Origin of the sequence: Brevibacterium sp. NPDC056726 (assembly GCF_042790515.1) — a bacterium.
Lineage (GTDB): Bacteria > Actinomycetota > Actinomycetes > Actinomycetales > Brevibacteriaceae > Brevibacterium > Brevibacterium sanguinis.
Map to the genome: position 1 here is coordinate 342,170 of NZ_JBHTYZ010000003.1, position 16,509 is coordinate 358,678.

Here is a 16,509-nt window from a genome sequence, read left to right on the forward strand (position 1 = left end):
GCCACCCCACACGAGGAGAATCGACACCAGTGGACATCAACGATCTCGGCAATGACATCGAAGAAGTGCTCGTCTCGGAAGAACAGATAGCCGCCCGACTCGTTGAACTGGCCGCCGCCATCGATGAAGACTACAAGGACAAGGACATCCTCCTCGTCGGCGTCCTCAAGGGCGCGGTCATGGTCATGGCCGACCTCGCCCGCGCCCTGCACTCGCCGGTGACGATGGACTGGATGGCCGTCTCCTCCTACGGCTCGGGCACGAAGTCCTCCGGCGTCGTGCGGATCCTCAAGGACCTCGACACCGACCTCACCGGCCGCCACGTGCTCATCGTCGAGGACATCATCGACTCCGGGCTCACCCTGTCCTGGCTCGTGCAGAACCTGCGCTCGCGCGGAGCCGCCGACGTCGAGATCTGCACGATGCTGCGCAAACCCGAAGCCGTCAAGGTCGACATCGACGTCAAGTACGTCGGCTTCGACGTCCCCAACGAGTTCGTCATCGGCTACGGACTCGACTACGCGGAGAAGTACCGCAACGTCCCGTTCGTCGCGACGCTGGCACAGCACGTCTACAGCTGAGCACCGGTGAGCTGAGCGCCCACCGCGCGTTGCCTGGAATTTGCTTCCGCCGGGGAACAAAACCTCTCTGATTCCCGCTATGCCACTGGTACGTACTAGGCTGTGGGGGATGCTCCCAGGCAGCCGCGGCGGCCTGCACGGGTTGCCCAGACTGAAATCCTGAGAGGATCTATGGCCGAGTCCAAAAAGCGACGTCCACTGCTCAACAAGGCGACGAGAGGTCCCTTGATCTGGATCGTCATGGCGCTCCTCGTGGTGTCCATCGGAGCGCTCCTCTTCAGCCGTGTGGGCTTCAGCCAGATCGACACCGAGCAGGGACTCCAACTGCTGGCCGACGACCAGGTCGAACAGGCCAAGATCGTCGACCGCGACCAGCGCGTCGACCTCACCCTCAAAGAGGACCTCACTGTCGACGGCCAGGAATACGGCAAGAAGGTCCAGTTCTACTACGTCGAGCAGCGCGGCGACCAGATCGTCGAGGCCGTCACCGAGGCGAACCCCACTCAGGGCTACACCGACGAGGTGCCGCAGCAGAGCTGGCTGATGTCGCTGCTGGGCACCCTCATCCCGTTCGTCATCATCTTCGTCGTCTTCTGGTTCCTCATCTCGCAGATGAGCGGCGGGAAGATGATGAACTTCGGCAAGTCGAAGGCCAAGCTCGTCAACAAGGAGAACCCGGACGTCACGTTCAAGGACGTCGCCGGGGTCGACGAGGCACTCGAAGAGCTCGAGGAGATCAAGGAGTTCCTCGCCGAACCCGAGAAGTTCAAGGCCGTCGGCGCGAAGATCCCCAAGGGCGTCCTCCTCTACGGTCAGCCGGGCACCGGCAAGACCCTGCTCGCGAAGGCCGTCGCCGGCGAGGCGGGCGTGCCGTTCTACTCGATCTCCGGTTCCGACTTCGTCGAGATGTACGTCGGCGTCGGCGCCTCCCGCGTGCGCGACCTCTTCGAACAGGCGAAGGCGAACGCCCCCTGCATCATCTTCATCGACGAGATCGACGCCGTCGGCCGCCAGCGCGGGGCCGGCATGGGCGGCGGGCACGACGAGCGCGAGCAGACGCTCAACCAGCTCCTCGTCGAGATGGATGGCTTCGACGTCAAGACCAACGTCATCCTCATCGCTGCGACCAACCGGCCCGACGTCCTCGACCCGGCGCTGCTGCGCCCGGGCCGCTTCGACCGGCAGATCCCGGTCGAGGCCCCGGACATGAAGGGCCGGAAGAAGATCCTCGAGGTCCACGCGAAGGACAAGCCGCTGGCCCCCGACGTCGACCTCGGTCAGATCGCCAAGCGCACCCCCGGATTCTCCGGAGCCGACCTCGCCAACGTCCTCAACGAGGCGGCCCTGCTCACCGCGCGTGAGAACGCGAAGGTCATCGACAACCGCATCCTCGACGAGGCGATCGACCGCGTCATCGCCGGACCGCAGAAGCGCACGCGCCTGATGAACGACAAGGAGCGCCTCGTCACCGCCTACCACGAGGGCGGCCACGCCCTCGTCGCCGCGGCGATGAACAACACCGACCCGGTGACGAAGGTGACGATCCTGCCCCGCGGCCGCGCCCTGGGCTACACGATGGTGCTGCCGAGCGAGGACAAGTACTCGACGACCCGCAACGAACTCCTCGACCAGCTCGCCTACGCGATGGGCGGACGCGTCGCCGAGGAGGTCGTGTTCCACGATCCGACGACCGGGGCGAGCAACGACATCGAGAAGGCGACGAACATCGCCCGGAAGATGGTCACGCAGTACGGCATGAGCGAGAAGCTCGGCATGGTCAAGATCGGCGACGACCAGTCCGAGCCCTTCGCCGGGCGCGGCTACGGCGCCGGCGACGAGTACGGCGATTCGACGCTGTCGGCCATCGACAAGGAGGTGCGCGCGCTCATCGACACCGCGCACGCCGATGCGTACTGGGTGCTCACCCACAACCGCGACATCCTCGACGCCCTGGCCTACCAGCTGCTCGAACGCGAGACGCTCGACCAGGCCGCCCTCGAGGAGATCTTCGCCCCCGTCCTCAAGCGGCCCCGCCGCGAGGTGTGGCTGGCCAACGACGAGCGCCCGGTCTCCGACCGCGGCCCGATCGTGCCTCCCGCCCCGCAGGGCGGCCGCAGCGCCGGCGGCGATCAGGACGGCACCGGCCACTCCGGTGGTCCGGGTCCCGACACGACGGACCTGCCCGGTGCCGGACCGACCGGCACCCACGGCCCCGATGTGCCGCACAACCCGCCGGGACCCCGTGACCCCAACGGTCCGGTCGGACCCGCCGGACCCACCGGACCGGCAGGACCGAACTCCGGTCTGTCCGGGGACGAACCGGGAGGCCAGCGCTGATGACCGATTACGTGTTCGACGACCTCGGCGAGACGACCGCAGGCAAGCCCACGGTCGATCATGAGCGCATCGCCGCGGCAGTCCGGGAGATCCTCGTCGCCGTCGGGGAGGACCCCGACCGCGACGGGCTCATCGAGACCCCGGCCAGGGTGGCCCGCGCCTATGAGGAGTTCTTCGCCGGCCTCCACCACGACCCGGCCGAGATCCTCTCCGTGACGTTCGACATCAGCCACGAGGAGATGGTCCTCGTCCGCGACATCGACCTCTACTCGATGTGCGAACACCACCTCGTGCCGTTCCACGGTGTTGCCCACGTCGGCTACATCCCGGCGAAGAACGGCAAGGTCACCGGCCTGTCGAAGCTCGCCCGGCTCGTCGAGGTCTACGCCCGCCGTCCGCAGGTCCAGGAGCGGCTGACCTCGCAGATCGCCGACGCCCTGATGACCTACCTCGAACCCCAGGGCGCGATCGTCGTCGTCGAGGCCGAGCATCTGTGCATGACGATGCGCGGGGTCCGCAAGCCCGGCGCCTCGACGATCACCTCAGCGGTGCGCGGTCAGCTGCGCGAACCGGCGTCCCGGGCGGAGGCGATGAGCCTCATCCTCCGAGGCTGAGCGATGACAGGGACACCTGCTGTCGAACCGACCCCTGCCGCGGGTCAGCCGTCTGCCCTCGGGGATCCGGCGCGCACGCAGATCATGGGCGTCCTCAACGTCACGCCCGATTCGTTCTCCGACGGCGGCCGCTACTTCGACCACGCCAAGGCGATCGCGCACGGTCTCGCACTGACGACCGCAGGGGCGGACATCATCGACGTCGGCGGGGAATCGACTCGCCCCGGAGCCGTCCGCGTCGACGAGGACGAGGAGCTGCGCCGGGTCGTGCCCGTCGTCCGTGAACTCGCCGCTGCCGGCGTGCTCATCAGCGTCGATACGATGCGGGCGGCGGTGGCCTCGGCGGCCATCGACGCCGGGGCGCACATCATCAACGACGTCTCGGCCGGCCTGTCGGATCCCGGCATGCTCACCGTCGCCGCGGACACCGGCGTCCCGATCGTCCTCATGCACTGGCGCGGTCATCTCGACCGTGCGGATGCGACGTTCCACTACGACGATGTCCTCGCCGAGGTGGTCGCGGAGCTGCGCGAGCGCATCGACGCGGCCGTGGCCGCCGGCATCGACCCGGACGCGATCATCGTCGATCCGGGCCTGGGCTTCTCGAAGAACGCCGACCACAACTGGCAGATCCTCGCCGGGCTCGACGCGTTCTCCGCGTTCGACCAGCGCCTCCTCGTCGCCGCGAGCCGCAAGCGCTTCATCTCCTCCCTCGTCTCGCCGGAGGATCCGACGCGTGCCGCGGAAGCGGCGAAGGACCAGGCCACGGCCGTGATCTCGGCGTTCGCCGCGCAGGCAGGGGCCTGGGCGGTGCGCGTCCACGACCCGGCCGCCTCGGCGCTGGCCTGTCGGGTGGCTGCTGCCATCGCCGATCACGCTGCCCCGGGCACCTCACCGTGGAAGCCCGGCCGGGCATGAGCGGACAGCCGGACCGGATCGAGCTGCGCGGCCTGACGGTGCGCGGCAACCACGGCGTCTTCGACTTCGAGAAGCGCGAGGGCCAGGACTTCGTCGTCGACGTCGTCCTCCACACCTCGACGGCGGCCGCGGCCGGGACCGATGACATCGCCGACACCATCCACTACGGCGACCTCGCCGAGGCGGTCGCGCACATCATCGAGGACACGACCTTCGACCTCATCGAGACCCTCGCCGAGGCGATCGCCGACCACTGCCTGACCCTGACCGACCATGTCGAGGTCGTCGTCCACAAGCCGAGCGCCCCGATCGAGCGGACCTTCGCCGACGTCACCGTCACCGTCGACCGGCACCGCGCGGACGCGGGTCCTGCCGAGGCACCGGCCGCGGTCGCCTATCTCAGCCTCGGGGCCAACCTCGGCGATCCCGCGGCCACGCTCGACGACGCCGTCGCCGCCCTCGACCGGCACCCGGCGATCACGGTCGTCGCCCGGTCCTCGCTCTACCGGACCGCGCCGTGGGGCGGGGTCGAGCAGAACGACTTCCGCAACCTCGGCGTCCTCATCGAGACCACCCTGCCGGTCGACCAGCTCCTCGGGGTGGCCCAGGGCATCGAGGTCGCCGCCGGGCGGACCCGGGAGCTGCGGTGGGGACCGCGGACCCTCGACATCGACCTCATCAGCGTCACCACCGAGGCAGGGGAGGTTCGCGCAGCGACCCCGACGCTCACCCTGCCGCACCCGCGCGCTCACGAGCGGGCCTTCGTCCTCGTCCCGTGGGCGGAGCTCGCACCGGAGACGACGGTCGCCACGGCGAGCGGGCGCCTGCCGATCGCCGAGGTCATCGCCGCACTGGCCGATCAGGAAATCACCCGGGTTCCCTCCCCGCAGACGCCGGAGATCTGAAAGACTGAGGAGCATGCAGCGAACCTCCTCAGGCATGCTCGTCATCTGGGCGACCGCCGGCGTCGTCCTCGGCGTGCTCGTCGACGTGCTCCTCGAGAGCCAGGGGTTCGCGCTGCCGGGCCAGCCGTGGTTCCCGATCATCGGCATGCTCATCCTCGCCGCCGTCCTCCTCGTCCTCGGCTACCCGATCAAGAAGTGGAACGACGGGGACCGGACCCGCGAGATCGACCCGCTCCAGGCCGCCCGCGTGGCCGTCATGGCCAAGGCGAGCGCTCTGACCGGAGCCGGGCTGGCCGGCTGGTACCTCGGCAACGCCGCCTACTACTTCCTCTCGGCCCCGGGCATCCGCAACGACCTCGCCGCCGGCATGCTCTTCGCCGCGATCGCCGCCGCTGCCCTGATGATCGTCGGGATCATCGTCGAGATCTTCTGCACCCTCCCGCCCCACGACCCACCAGGAGCCGAAGCCGCATGACCGACCCGATCTACACCCGAGTCAGCCCGAAGTACTGGCGCAAGGAGACGATCTCGTCGCTGACGTTCTTCGTCCCGCTGCTCGCCGTGGCGATCGCACTCGCCGTGATCTTCCCGTCCCAGTGGTGGCTGCACCCGCTGTGGGCGGCGATCCTCGTCTGGGCCGTCGTCTACCTTGTCGTCCTCTACCGGCAGGCGAAGGTCATCGGGTACGCCGAACGCGATGACGACCTCCTCATCCGCCGCGGCATCATGTTCCGCCGCACCACCGTCGTGCCCTACGGCCGCCTCCAGTTCGTCGACGTCGACTCCGGCCCCATCGACCGGATGTTCGGACTGGCCACCGTCAAACTCCACACCGCCTCGGCGGCCACCGATGCGACGATCCCCGGCCTGCCGCGCCCCGACGCGGACCGTCTCCGTGACAGCCTCGCCGGTCGCGGACAGGCGAACCTGGCAGGGCTGTGACGATGAGCTCCGACCACGACATCACCGAGGAGACCGGGCAGTCCCAGCCGGCAGGGGAGCCCCAGCCGGCAGCGGAGCCCTCCGTCGCCGAGGTGGCCGCCCCGGAGGTCTGGCATCGGGTCCATCCGCTCACCCCGGTGCTTGAGAGCCTCGGCGTCATCGTCGTCCTCTTCGTCGTCGCCGGGTACGTCGGGCAGAACTTCATCCAGCAGGCGCTCAGCGACCTCGCCGCCGGTGACGGCGTCGACCTGTCGATGGCCGGCTGGGTCGGCGCGCATCCGCTCGTTATCCTCGCCGGCCTCGGCGGGGTCCTCCTCGTCCTCGCCGTCGCCGGTGTCTACAGCTGGCTCGCCTGGCGGGTCATGGGCTACCGCGTCGACGCCGAGGCGATCTACGCCCGCTCGGGCCTGCTCGCGAAGAAGCTGCGCAAGGCCCGCCTCGACCGGGTCCAGTCGATCGACCTCCAGCAGAAACTGGTGCCCCGCCTCCTCGGACTCGCCGAGCTCGTCTTCGACGTCGCCGGCGGCAAGGGCGCGAACGTGTCGCTGAAGTACCTCAGCCGGAAGAAGGCCGACGCCCTGCGCGATGAGCTCCTCGCCGCGGTGCGCGAAGTCAAGCAGGGCGGTGTCGTCGGCAGTGCCGCTGCTGCCGGTGTCGGTGATGCAGGGGTCCCGGGAGGGCCCGCTGGGCTCGGCAGCCCTGCCGGTTCCCCGGTCGGCCAGGCGGCCTGGGCAGGTGAGGACGGCACGGTCGACAGCCTCGGCGCGGGCCGGGGTCCAGGCGAGCCGATGGTCGATCTCAGCGCCCCCGAACGCGCCGGTGACAGCATCGGTGTGCGGCTGAGCAAGCGCCTGAGCCGGTACGCGGGGGAGGCGATCGGGGAGGCCGAGGACAGCCTCAACGACATGCTCGCCCCCTACGGCGTCTCGACCAGGCTGACGGAGGAGGGCGAGATCATCAGGGTGCCCGTCCACCGGGTCATCCTCTCCTCACTGCTCAAGACCGACTTCCTCATCGGCGTCCTCGTCTTCCTCGCCGTCATCGTCGCGGCCATCGTCCTCTTCCTCACCGGTGTCCGGGAGGCGGCGATGCCGATGCTCTTCGGCGTGCTGCCCGCCGGCATCGCGGCATTCGCCTCGGTGAAGAAGGACCTCGACAACGCGAACTTCGTCGTCCGCCTCACCGACTCGGGCCTCGCCGTAAGCCACGGCCTCGTCTCGACCTCGCGGAAGGTCATCCCCCTCGACCGGGTGCAGGCGGTGTGCCTGCACCAGCCGCTGCTGTGGCGCATCGGCGGCTGGTGGAAGGCCGAATACAACATCGCCAGTGCCGGCGACAAGGGCGAATCCAACCTGCTGCTGCCCGTCGGCGACATCGACCAGGCGCTGACGATGATCGGCCTCGCCCTGCCGGCACCGCAGGTCGACGACGAGGTCAGCGCCCGCAGCCTCACGCTCTCGGCGATGTACGACACCGACTCGCCCGACCCGCAGGCCGCGCGCGCCGAGGAGGCCTTCGACCCGCAGCCGCGCTCCTCCCGGTTCATCGACCCGCTCGTGTGGAAGCGGCGGGCGTACGCGATCACCGAGGCCCTCCTCATCATCCGCCTCGGCCGCCTCGAGCGCCGCGTCGACTTCGTCCCGCACGAACGCGTCCAGTCGATGGAGTACCGGCAGGGTCCGCTGCTGCGGTCACTCGGTCTCGCCTCGGTGGCGGTGCACTCGACGGCAGGGCCGATCACCCCGCAGGTCACCCACCAGGACGCCGAGGAGGCGCGGCGGTTCTTCGCCGAACACGCCGAACGCACCCGGCTGGCCCGTGAGCACTTCGACGAGCAGCGCCGCACCGGGAAGGGGATCGACGCATGACCGCACCGCCCCCGGACGCCCCGCGACTGGGCATCGGCATCATCGGCGCCGGCCGCGTCGGCGCCGTCATCGGAGCCGCCTGGCGAGCGGCCGGACATGCGATCATCGGGGTCAGCGCCACCTCGGCGGCCAGCCTCGAACGCGCCGAGGACATGCTGCCCGGCGTGCCCGTCCTCCCTCCCGACCAGATCGCCGAACGCGCCGAACTCCTCCTGCTCGCCGTGCCCGACGACGAGATCGGCTCGCTCGTCTCCGGTCTCGCCGCGCTCGGTCGGATCCACGCCGGTCAGATCGTCGTCCACGTCTCCGGACGCTACGGCACGGACATCCTCGAACCGGCGACCGGCGTCGGGGCGCTGCCGATCGCCCTGCATCCGTCACTGTCGTTCACCGGCACCGCCGTCGACCTTCCGCGCCTGCGACAGGCCACCGTCGCCGTCACCGCACCCGGACCGATCCGCCCGGTGGGCGAGGCCCTCGTCGTCGAGATGGGGGCCGAACCGCTCGAGATCGCCGAGGCCGACCGGCCGCTCTACCACGCCGCGATCACGCACGCGTCGAACCACTCGATCACGATCATCGCCGAGGCCCTCGAGATGCTCACCGAAGCCGGTGTCGAGGACCCCTCGCGGGTGCTCACCGCACTCGTCGACGCGAGTGTCGCCAACACCCTGCAGAACGGGGCGAAGGCGCTGACCGGACCGGTCGCCCGCGGCGACGTCGGGACGCTCGCCGCGCACCTGGCGGCCCTGAGCGAATACAGCCTTGCCGTCTCCCATCCGGGCACCCGCGACAGCTACATCGCACTGGCCCGGTCGACGACGGCGAAGGCGCTGGCCCTGGGGCGGATCACCGAGGCGCAGGCCCAGGAGATCCTCGCCCTCCTCGGATGAGCTGACAGGGGCGGGTCGGCCTGTCCTGCGACCCGCGACGCACGGGGTGTGGCGGGGGCCTCAGGACGGTTGCGCGAATTCCCCCGCGGGGTGCTGGCGCGGTAGCCTTGAGGGCATGGCAGAAACTGAGTCGATCGCCCCTGACACCGCTGAGTCCGCACCGGAACACCTCGATCCCGAACAGATCAGGATCCGCAAGGACAAGCGGCAGCGGATGCTTGACTCCGACACCGAGGCCTACCCCGTCTCCGTGCCCCGCACGCACACTCTCGCGCAGGTCCATGCTGCCCACCCCGACCTCGAAGCCGGTGACGAGACCGACGATGTCGTCGGCGTCGTCGGCCGCGTCGTCTTCGTCCGGACCACCGGCAAGCTCGCCTTCGTCACCCTGCAGGCCGGTGACGGCACCCGCCTGCAGGGGATGCTCTCCCTGCGCGAGGTCGGCGAGGAGCGCCTGGCCGACTTCAAGGCCGACGTCGACCTCGGCGACTTCCTCTTCCTCCACGGCAGGGTCATCAAGTCCAAGCGCGGGGAGCTCTCCGTGCTCGCCGATGCGTGGCAGATGGCGTCGAAGGCCCTCCGCCCGCTGCCGGGCCTGCACACGGAACTCGCCGAGGACACCCGCGTGCGCCAGCGCTACCTCGACCTCATCACGCGGGAGGCCGCACGGACGACGATGCGCACCCGCGCCGAGGTGATGGCCTCGCTGCGGCGGACGTTCGCCGACCAGGACTTCATCGAGATCGAGACGCCGATGCTCCAGGTCATGCACGGGGGAGCGGCGGCCCGCCCGTTCAAGACGCACATGAACGCCTACGACATCGACATGTACCTGCGCATCGCCCCCGAGCTCTTCCTCAAGCGGGCCATCGTCGGCGGCATCGACAACGTCTTCGAGATCAACCGGAACTTCCGCAACGAAGGCGCCGACTCGACGCACTCGCCGGAGTTCGCGATGCTCGAGGCCTACCAGTCCTACGGGGACTACCATTCGATCGCGGAGCTGACGAAGACGCTCGTCCAGAACGCGGCCCAGGACGCGACGGGTTCGCTGCTCGTCACCCTCGACGACGGCACCGACTACGACTTCGGCGGCGACTGGGCGGTCGTGAGCATGTACGAGACGCTCTCGGCCGAATCCGGTGTCGAGGTCACGCCGCTGACCGGCATCGAGGAGCTCGAGAAGATCGCTGCGGACCACGACGTCGATCTGGGCGGAGTCTTCCGCTCGCACGGCAAGTACGTCGAGGAGCTGTGGGAGCACTTCTACAAGGACAAGCTGTGGGCGCCGACCTTCGTCACCGACTTCCCGGTCGACACCTCACCGCTCGTGCGCGAACACCGGGACAAGCCCGGCGTCGTCGAGAAGTGGGACCTCTACGTGCGCGGCTTCGAGCTGGCGACCGGATACTCCGAGCTCGTCGACCCCGTCATCCAGCGGCAGCGCTTCGAAGCCCAAGCCGCCGACGCCGCCCGCGGTGACGATGAGGCGATGGGCCTCGACGAGGAGTTCCTCACCGCGATGGAACACGGCATGCCCCCGACCGGGGGAATGGGCATGGGCCTCGACCGTCTGCTCATGGCGCTCACCGGTCTGGGAATTCGCGAAACCATTCTCTTCCCCTTCACCAAACCGATCGCCGCGGCGAATTCGGACTCCACAGAGGAAGGCTGAGACCGTGTTGGATCTCATCAAGGCGCTGCTTCCGTCGATCTGCATCGCATTGCTCTTCTGGTACGTGATGCGCGGCATTGTTCGCGCAGATCGGACAGAACGCGAGCAGATCGAGAAATTCTATTCCGAGCATGAAGTTAGCGAATTGGACGATAATGGGGATTCGGGTGTTATGCTTACACCCGTAAAGTCGTCTGAAAATGAAAAGAGTGAACATGGCACGGGAGATGCGACTCGTTCTCACGGATGATTTCGACGGTTCGGAAGCAGCCGAAACCGTTCGGTTCAGCCTCGACCAGGGGACTTATGAACTGGAACTGTCCACGAAGAATGCCGAAGAGCTGCGTGAGACCTTTGCTCCCTATATCGCCAAAGCCCGCCGTGTGGCCAACCCCGGTTCACGCGGACGCCGCGGAGGATCGACCGGCTCGGGCCCCAAGCGGGACACCGCGAAGATCCGCGAATGGGCGCAGGAGAACGGCTACCAGCTCGGTGATCGCGGACGGATCCCCCAGGAGATCGTCCAGGCCTACGAAGCCGCAGGGAACTGAGCACAGGCACAACTGAACGACAGCCCCCTGACAGGGGCGCCGATTCGCCGAGGGACCGATGACACAAGCATCGGTCCCTCGGTCTTTTCGTCGCCTGGGCTTGATCGGTGCGTGCGCTGCGCCGGATCGCGGGGTCCGCGCCTGCATCCGACCATCCGTGCAGGTGACCGCGAATCTGCGGCGGCGGTGGCGCGGTTAGCGATTAGCCGCGCAAAGCGACTTTCTTGAGAATTGTCTGAGCGTCGCGCGAGCCGATTTGTTTCTCCGCAGGCGGCTTTCCACGCGGCAATCCTGGTGGCGGAATATCGGCAACGCCGTGTGCGTTGCGTGTGGTGTTTGAGGGTGCCGTCACCGATTGCCGGGAGGATGACAATCGCCGAGGCGGTCAAAAGGACTTTGGAAGAGACCAGGTCCGCACCCATCCGGAAACCCGGGGACTCCGAATATACAGTGTAAGCACGGAAGCGCTCGGTTGGCGTTCGACGTGGGCGCGGTGCCACGTGCGCCGGTCGCGGCAGCGTCCGAACGGGGCGGCCGACCGGCCGCGGTGGACCGGGTTCCGACCGACCGCCTCGGCGCAGGATCAAGGGATTTCGCCCTGAGCCGAACGGTTTCGGCTGATGGCGAAACGTGCAATAGATCCCGAGGTTGGGTCGTTACGCTCTACAGATACCAGAACTCCAGGAGGGTGAATATGTTCGAGCGGTTCACTGACCGAGCCCGCCGAGTGGTGGTGCTCGCCCAGGAAGAGGCCAAACTCCTCAAGCATAACTACATCGGAACCGAGCACATCCTGCTCGGCCTCATCCACGAGGGTGAAGGCCTGGCGGCCAAGGCTCTCGAGGGGATGGACATCTCCCTCGAACAGGTTCGCGATCAGGTCCAGGAGATCATCGGGCAGGGACAGCAGGCGCCGAGCGGGCACATCCCGTTCACTCCGCGCGCGAAGAAGGTCCTCGAGCTCAGTCTCCGTGAGGCCCTGCAGTTGGGCCACAGCTACATCGGCACCGAGCACATCCTGCTCGGTCTCATCCGCGAGGGTGAGGGCGTGGCCGCTCAGGTCCTCGTCAAGCTCGGCGCCGACCTCGGTCGGGTGCGCCAGGAAGTCATCAAGCTGCTCTCGGGCTACCAGGGCAAGGAGCCGGTCGCTGCCGGCGGTCGCGAAGAGGGCACGCCCTCGGGCTCGCTCGTCCTCGACCAGTTCGGCCGCAACCTCACCGCCGCCGCCCGTGAGGGCAAGCTCGATCCGGTCATCGGTCGGCACGAGCAGATGCAGCGCGTCATGCAGATCCTCTCCCGCCGCACGAAGAACAACCCGGTTCTCATCGGCGAGCCCGGCGTCGGCAAGACCGCCGTGGTCGAGGGTCTGGCGCAGGCGATCGTCAACGGCGAGGTTCCCGAGATCCTCACCGACAAGCAGCTCTACACGCTCGACCTCGGCTCCCTCGTCGCCGGCTCCCGGTACCGCGGTGACTTCGAGGAACGTCTGAAGAAGGTGCTCAAGGAGATCCGCACGCGCGGTGACATCATCCTCTTCATCGACGAGATCCACACGCTCGTGGGTGCCGGTGCCGCCGAAGGCGCCATCGACGCCGCATCGATCCTCAAGCCGATGCTCGCCCGCGGTGAGCTCCAGACGATCGGTGCGACGACCCTCGACGAGTACCGCAAGCACATCGAGAAGGACGCTGCGCTCGAGCGCCGCTTCCAGCCGATCCAGGTGCCCGAGCCCTCGCTCGCGCACTCGATCGAGATCCTCAAGGGCCTGCGCGACAAGTACGAGGCGCACCACAAGGTGACGATCACCGAGGGTGCTCTCGCGGCCGCCGTCAACATGTCCGATCGCTACATCAACGACCGGTACCTGCCGGACAAGGCGATCGACCTCATCGACGAAGCGGGAGCGAAGCTGCGCATCTCGCGGCTGTCGGTGCCGCAGGAGATCCGCGACCTCGAGGAGAAGATCCTTGAGGCCCGTCACCGCAAGGAAGCTGCGATCGACGCTCAGGACTTCGAGCTGGCTGCCTCTGAGCGGGACTCGGAGATGAAGCTCCAGCACGAGAAGGACGAGCAGACCGAGGCCTGGCGCAAGGGCGGCAAGGACACCTCCGCGACCGTTGACGCCGATCTCATCGCCGAGGTGCTCGCCTCTGCCACCGGCATTCCGATCTTCAAGCTCACCGAGGAGGAGTCCTCGCGTCTGCTGCGGATGGAAGACGAGCTGCACAAGCGCATCATCGGCCAGAACGATGCGGTCAAGTCGATCTCGCGGGCGATCCGCCGGACCCGTGCGGGTCTGAAGGATCCGAAGCGTCCGTCGGGTTCGTTCATCTTCGCCGGTCCCACCGGTGTGGGTAAGACCGAGCTCGCGAAGGCTCTCGCGGAGTTCCTCTTCGGCGACGAGGATTCCCTCATCAGCCTCGACATGTCGGAGTACTCGGAGAAGCACACCGTGTCGCGTCTCTTCGGTTCGCCTCCCGGCTACGTCGGCTACGAAGAGGGCGGTCAGCTCACGGAGAAGGTGCGTCGCAAGCCGTTCTCCGTCGTCCTCTTCGACGAGGTGGAGAAGGCCCACTCGGACATCTTCAACTCGCTGCTGCAGATCCTCGAGGACGGCCGACTCACTGACTCGCAGGGTCGTGAGGTCGACTTCAAGAACACGATCATCATCATGACGACCAACCTGGGTACGCGCGACGTCTCCAGCGGTCTGCAGATGGGATTCCAGGTCGAGGGTGACACCAAGACCAACTACGACCGGATGAAGCAGCGGGTCAACGAAGAGCTCAAGCAGCACTTCCGTCCTGAGTTCCTCAACCGCGTCGATGACACGATCGTGTTCCCGCAGCTGAACAAGGAAGAGATCATCGAGATCGTCGACCTGTTCCTCGAGCGCCTCGACACGCGTCTGGCGGATCAGGGCATGAAGGTCGAGCTCACCGATGCGGCCAAGAACCTGCTGGCCGATCGCGGCTACGATCCGGTGCTCGGTGCACGTCCGCTGCGCCGCACGATCCAGCTCGAGATCGAGGACCAGCTCTCGGAGAAGATCCTCTTCAAGGAGATCGGCCGCGGTCAGACGATCAAGGTCGACATCGAGGGCGAAGGCAAGGACGCGCAGTTCACCTTCGAAGGCGTCGAGACCGAAACGTTCCCGACCTCCGGATCCGACGATTCGTCCTCCGGCGGCGAGCTCGCCGGCGCCGGGTCGACCGGTTCGGCGTCCTGACCGGCAGCGGTCCGCTGACTGACAGCGGTCCGCTGAGCGAATAGTCACCCTCCGCAAGCGGCCCCGGGCCCGAGAACTTCGGTTCTCGCCCGGGGCCGCTTCGTGTTGTCCGGGCCGCCCCGCGTTCTGCGCCAGGTTCATGGCGATTTCAGGCTCGAGATCACCCTGGAGGCGGCGCACAATCGCCGTCACTGTGGCGCAGACCTGAGTGGACGCACCGTCGGCCTGCGCGCGATGGTGTTGAATGAGGGGATGAGCTCAGCCACCTTCGACCACGGACTCGTCGCCTCCGACCACCACCAGACCCACGGACTTCCCAGTGGGCTGCGGCTGCGACGGGCCCGGACGTCCGACGTCAAGGGAATCGAAGCGCTCGTGGCCCCGTTGGCCGAAGAGCGCATCCTCCTCGCGAAGGACACGGTGACGTATTTCGAGTCGCTGCAGGAGTTCTGGCTCGTCGTCGACGAGCGACCCGACGGCAGCGAAGTCCTCGCCGGCTGCGCGGCCCTCCACATCATCTGGTCCGACCTCGCCGAGGCGCGCACCGTCGCGACGTCCCCTGACTACCGGGGCAGGGGAGTGGGCAAGGCCCTCATCCGCCAGCTCCTCGCCGACGCCGAGGAGATCGGGGTCGACAGGGTCTTCTGCCTGACGTTCGAAACCGGATTCTTCGGCTCCCTCGGCTTCGAGCCGATCAAGGGCATTCCCGTCTCACCGGAGGTCTACGTCGAACTCCTCCACTCTGCTGACGAAGGTGTGGCCGAGTTCCTCGACCTCGCCAGGGTCAAGCCGAACACTCTCGGCAACACGCGAATGATCAAGTACCTGTAGATCCGGCCGCCGGAATCGGGCCGGGTGCCCGGCCGTCACCGCGGCAGGCTGAGGCGGTCCCCGCTGCGGTGCGCCAACCCGTCGGTGACGAGATCGGCGATGAGTCGTGAGATGCGGTCGGCGTCCGCGCTGAGATCGCGCATCGTCGTCAGCTTCACCGAGGTGGCCGGGCCCAAGGCGGCGAGGCATTCGTCATCGAGGTCGGCAGTCGGTGCCGTGAAGAGATCGACCGCGACAGCATCGGTCGCGGCGGACCTGCGACCTGCGGCTGCGCTCGCCGCCCCTTCGACCACCGAGGACCCGTCGGCAGCCGATGAACTCTCGGCCACCGAGACCCCCTCGACGACCGAGGTCGACCGATCGCCCGCCTCGGCGGCTTCTGCATGCGCGGCCTTGAGCACGTCCATGATCGCGCCGCGCAGCTGTCGGTCCGTGCCGGCCCACTTCTGGGTCTTCGGTTTCGACGCTGAGACCGGGCGTCCGGCGAGGTTCCAGGCGCAGATGTCCGCGAGCGGGCATTCCTCGCACTTCGGACTGCGGGCGGTGCACACGAGGGCACCGAACTCCATGACCCCGGCGTTCCAGGCCACATGATCGGTCGCGGGAACGAACTGTTCGGCCCAGACGGTCTCCCTGCGGCTCGGTGACACCGTGGGCCGGTCGCGGCCGGCGAAGACGCGGATGAGGACCCGGCGCACATTCGTATCGAGGACAGTGGTGCGCTCGCCGTGGGCGAACGAGGCGACGGCTGCCGCCGTGTACGCGCCGATCCCCGGCAGCGCCTCGAGAGCGGCAGCAGTGTCCGGCACCTGGTTGTCGTGGTCGTCGGCGATGACTCTCGCGGCTTCCTGCAGTCGCAGCGCACGACGCGGGTAGCCGAGGCGATCCCACCGCTGGAGCACCTCGGCGGTGGGGGCTGCCGCAAGGTCAGCGGGGGTGGGCCAGCGCTCGAGCCATTCGCTCCAGCGTGGGGCGACGCGGGAGACCGGGGTCTGCTGGGACATGATCTCGCTGACGAGGACCGCCCACGCCGAGGTGCCTTCTGCCCGCCATGGCAGGGGTCGGGCGGTTGCCGCGAACCAGTCGATGATCGTCGTCTGGACGCGTTCGATCGCGGACTCGGACACGTCCGGAAAGCCCGGTGCTGTGGGGGTGATCCCAGTTT

At 67.9% G+C, this 16,509-nt stretch carries 15 protein-coding genes; 14 read left to right on the plus strand and 1 reads right to left on the minus strand.

Features of this window, described 5'->3' with window-relative positions:
• Positions 1-29 precede the first annotated feature (29 nt).
• The 14 genes from hpt to ACFQ91_RS07895 all read left to right on the plus strand — a co-directional run bounded on the left by hpt (position 30) and on the right by ACFQ91_RS07895 (position 15,344).
• Positions 30-581, plus strand: a complete 552-nt coding sequence (gene hpt, locus ACFQ91_RS07830; protein ID WP_009380922.1) for a hypoxanthine phosphoribosyltransferase — start codon at positions 30-32, stop codon at positions 579-581.
• Positions 582-752: 171 nt separating this feature from the next.
• Positions 753-2,918: an ATP-dependent zinc metalloprotease FtsH gene (gene ftsH / locus ACFQ91_RS07835; protein ID WP_198500716.1), complete on the plus strand. Its 2,166-nt coding sequence runs from the start codon at positions 753-755 to the stop codon at positions 2,916-2,918.
• Entirely contained in the window at positions 2,918-3,532 is a 615-nt protein-coding gene (gene folE, locus ACFQ91_RS07840; protein WP_198500717.1) for a GTP cyclohydrolase I FolE, read from the plus strand. The genes ftsH and folE overlap by 1 nt, the downstream gene beginning before the upstream one ends.
• Before the next feature lie 3 nt (positions 3,533-3,535).
• Positions 3,536-4,450 (plus strand): dihydropteroate synthase, encoded by a 915-nt coding sequence (folP, locus tag ACFQ91_RS07845; RefSeq protein WP_198500718.1) that lies wholly within the window; start codon positions 3,536-3,538, stop codon positions 4,448-4,450.
• Positions 4,447-5,355: a 2-amino-4-hydroxy-6-hydroxymethyldihydropteridine diphosphokinase gene (gene folK, locus ACFQ91_RS07850; RefSeq protein WP_198500719.1), complete on the plus strand. Its 909-nt coding sequence runs from the start codon at positions 4,447-4,449 to the stop codon at positions 5,353-5,355. Before folP ends, folK begins: the two co-directional genes overlap by 4 nt.
• Positions 5,356-5,368: 13 nt before the next feature.
• Positions 5,369-5,830: a DUF3180 domain-containing protein gene (locus tag ACFQ91_RS07855; protein WP_198500720.1), complete on the plus strand. Its 462-nt coding sequence runs from the start codon at positions 5,369-5,371 to the stop codon at positions 5,828-5,830.
• Positions 5,827-6,297 (plus strand): PH domain-containing protein, encoded by a 471-nt coding sequence (locus ACFQ91_RS07860; protein ID WP_198500721.1) that lies wholly within the window; start codon positions 5,827-5,829, stop codon positions 6,295-6,297. Before ACFQ91_RS07855 ends, ACFQ91_RS07860 begins: the two co-directional genes overlap by 4 nt.
• Before the next feature lie 2 nt (positions 6,298-6,299).
• Positions 6,300-8,165, plus strand: coding sequence for a PH domain-containing protein (locus tag ACFQ91_RS07865; protein ID WP_198500722.1), 1,866 nt, complete (start codon positions 6,300-6,302; stop codon positions 8,163-8,165).
• Complete coding sequence (locus tag ACFQ91_RS07870; protein ID WP_198500723.1) at positions 8,162-9,058, plus strand: Rossmann-like and DUF2520 domain-containing protein; 897 nt, start codon at positions 8,162-8,164, stop codon at positions 9,056-9,058. The genes ACFQ91_RS07865 and ACFQ91_RS07870 overlap by 4 nt, the downstream gene beginning before the upstream one ends.
• A gap of 115 nt (positions 9,059-9,173) precedes the next feature.
• Complete coding sequence (lysS, locus tag ACFQ91_RS07875) at positions 9,174-10,733, plus strand: lysine--tRNA ligase (RefSeq protein WP_198500724.1); 1,560 nt, start codon at positions 9,174-9,176, stop codon at positions 10,731-10,733.
• Between the two features lie 4 nt (positions 10,734-10,737).
• Positions 10,738-10,983, plus strand: coding sequence for a hypothetical protein (locus tag ACFQ91_RS07880; RefSeq protein ID WP_171006995.1), 246 nt, complete (start codon positions 10,738-10,740; stop codon positions 10,981-10,983).
• On the plus strand, positions 10,949-11,284 hold the full coding sequence (locus ACFQ91_RS07885; protein ID WP_137824891.1) for an Lsr2 family protein: 336 nt from the start codon (positions 10,949-10,951) through the stop codon (positions 11,282-11,284). Before ACFQ91_RS07880 ends, ACFQ91_RS07885 begins: the two co-directional genes overlap by 35 nt.
• A 694-nt stretch (positions 11,285-11,978) precedes the next feature.
• Positions 11,979-14,513 (plus strand): ATP-dependent Clp protease ATP-binding subunit, encoded by a 2,535-nt coding sequence (locus tag ACFQ91_RS07890; protein WP_137824892.1) that lies wholly within the window; start codon positions 11,979-11,981, stop codon positions 14,511-14,513.
• Between the two features lie 252 nt (positions 14,514-14,765).
• Complete coding sequence (locus ACFQ91_RS07895) at positions 14,766-15,344, plus strand: amino-acid N-acetyltransferase (RefSeq protein WP_198500725.1); 579 nt, start codon at positions 14,766-14,768, stop codon at positions 15,342-15,344.
• 35 nt (positions 15,345-15,379) lie between these two features.
• Here the strand turns inward: ACFQ91_RS07895 and ACFQ91_RS07900 are convergent, their stop codons facing one another.
• Entirely contained in the window at positions 15,380-16,471 is a 1,092-nt protein-coding gene (locus tag ACFQ91_RS07900; RefSeq protein WP_332839544.1) for an A/G-specific adenine glycosylase, read from the minus strand.
• Positions 16,472-16,509: the final 38 nt, after the last annotated feature.

What these genes read in the sequence shown, in the direction of transcription:
- ftsH (WP_198500716.1), top strand. Translation starts at nt 753, where the DNA reads ATGGCCGAGTCCAAAAAGCGACGTCCACTGCTCAACAAGGCGACGAGA.
- folE (WP_198500717.1), top strand. Translation starts at nt 2,918, where the DNA reads ATGACCGATTACGTGTTCGACGACCTCGGCGAGACGACCGCAGGCAAG.
- folP (WP_198500718.1), top strand. Translation starts at nt 3,536, where the DNA reads ATGACAGGGACACCTGCTGTCGAACCGACCCCTGCCGCGGGTCAGCCG.
- folK (WP_198500719.1), top strand. Translation starts at nt 4,447, where the DNA reads ATGAGCGGACAGCCGGACCGGATCGAGCTGCGCGGCCTGACGGTGCGC.
- ACFQ91_RS07855 (WP_198500720.1), top strand. Translation starts at nt 5,369, where the DNA reads ATGCAGCGAACCTCCTCAGGCATGCTCGTCATCTGGGCGACCGCCGGC.
- ACFQ91_RS07860 (WP_198500721.1), top strand. Translation starts at nt 5,827, where the DNA reads ATGACCGACCCGATCTACACCCGAGTCAGCCCGAAGTACTGGCGCAAG.
- ACFQ91_RS07865 (WP_198500722.1), top strand. Translation starts at nt 6,300, where the DNA reads ATGAGCTCCGACCACGACATCACCGAGGAGACCGGGCAGTCCCAGCCG.
- ACFQ91_RS07870 (WP_198500723.1), top strand. Translation starts at nt 8,162, where the DNA reads ATGACCGCACCGCCCCCGGACGCCCCGCGACTGGGCATCGGCATCATC.
- lysS (WP_198500724.1), top strand. Translation starts at nt 9,174, where the DNA reads ATGGCAGAAACTGAGTCGATCGCCCCTGACACCGCTGAGTCCGCACCG.
- ACFQ91_RS07885 (WP_137824891.1), top strand. Translation starts at nt 10,949, where the DNA reads ATGGCACGGGAGATGCGACTCGTTCTCACGGATGATTTCGACGGTTCG.
- ACFQ91_RS07890 (WP_137824892.1), top strand. Translation starts at nt 11,979, where the DNA reads ATGTTCGAGCGGTTCACTGACCGAGCCCGCCGAGTGGTGGTGCTCGCC.
- ACFQ91_RS07895 (WP_198500725.1), top strand. Translation starts at nt 14,766, where the DNA reads ATGAGCTCAGCCACCTTCGACCACGGACTCGTCGCCTCCGACCACCAC.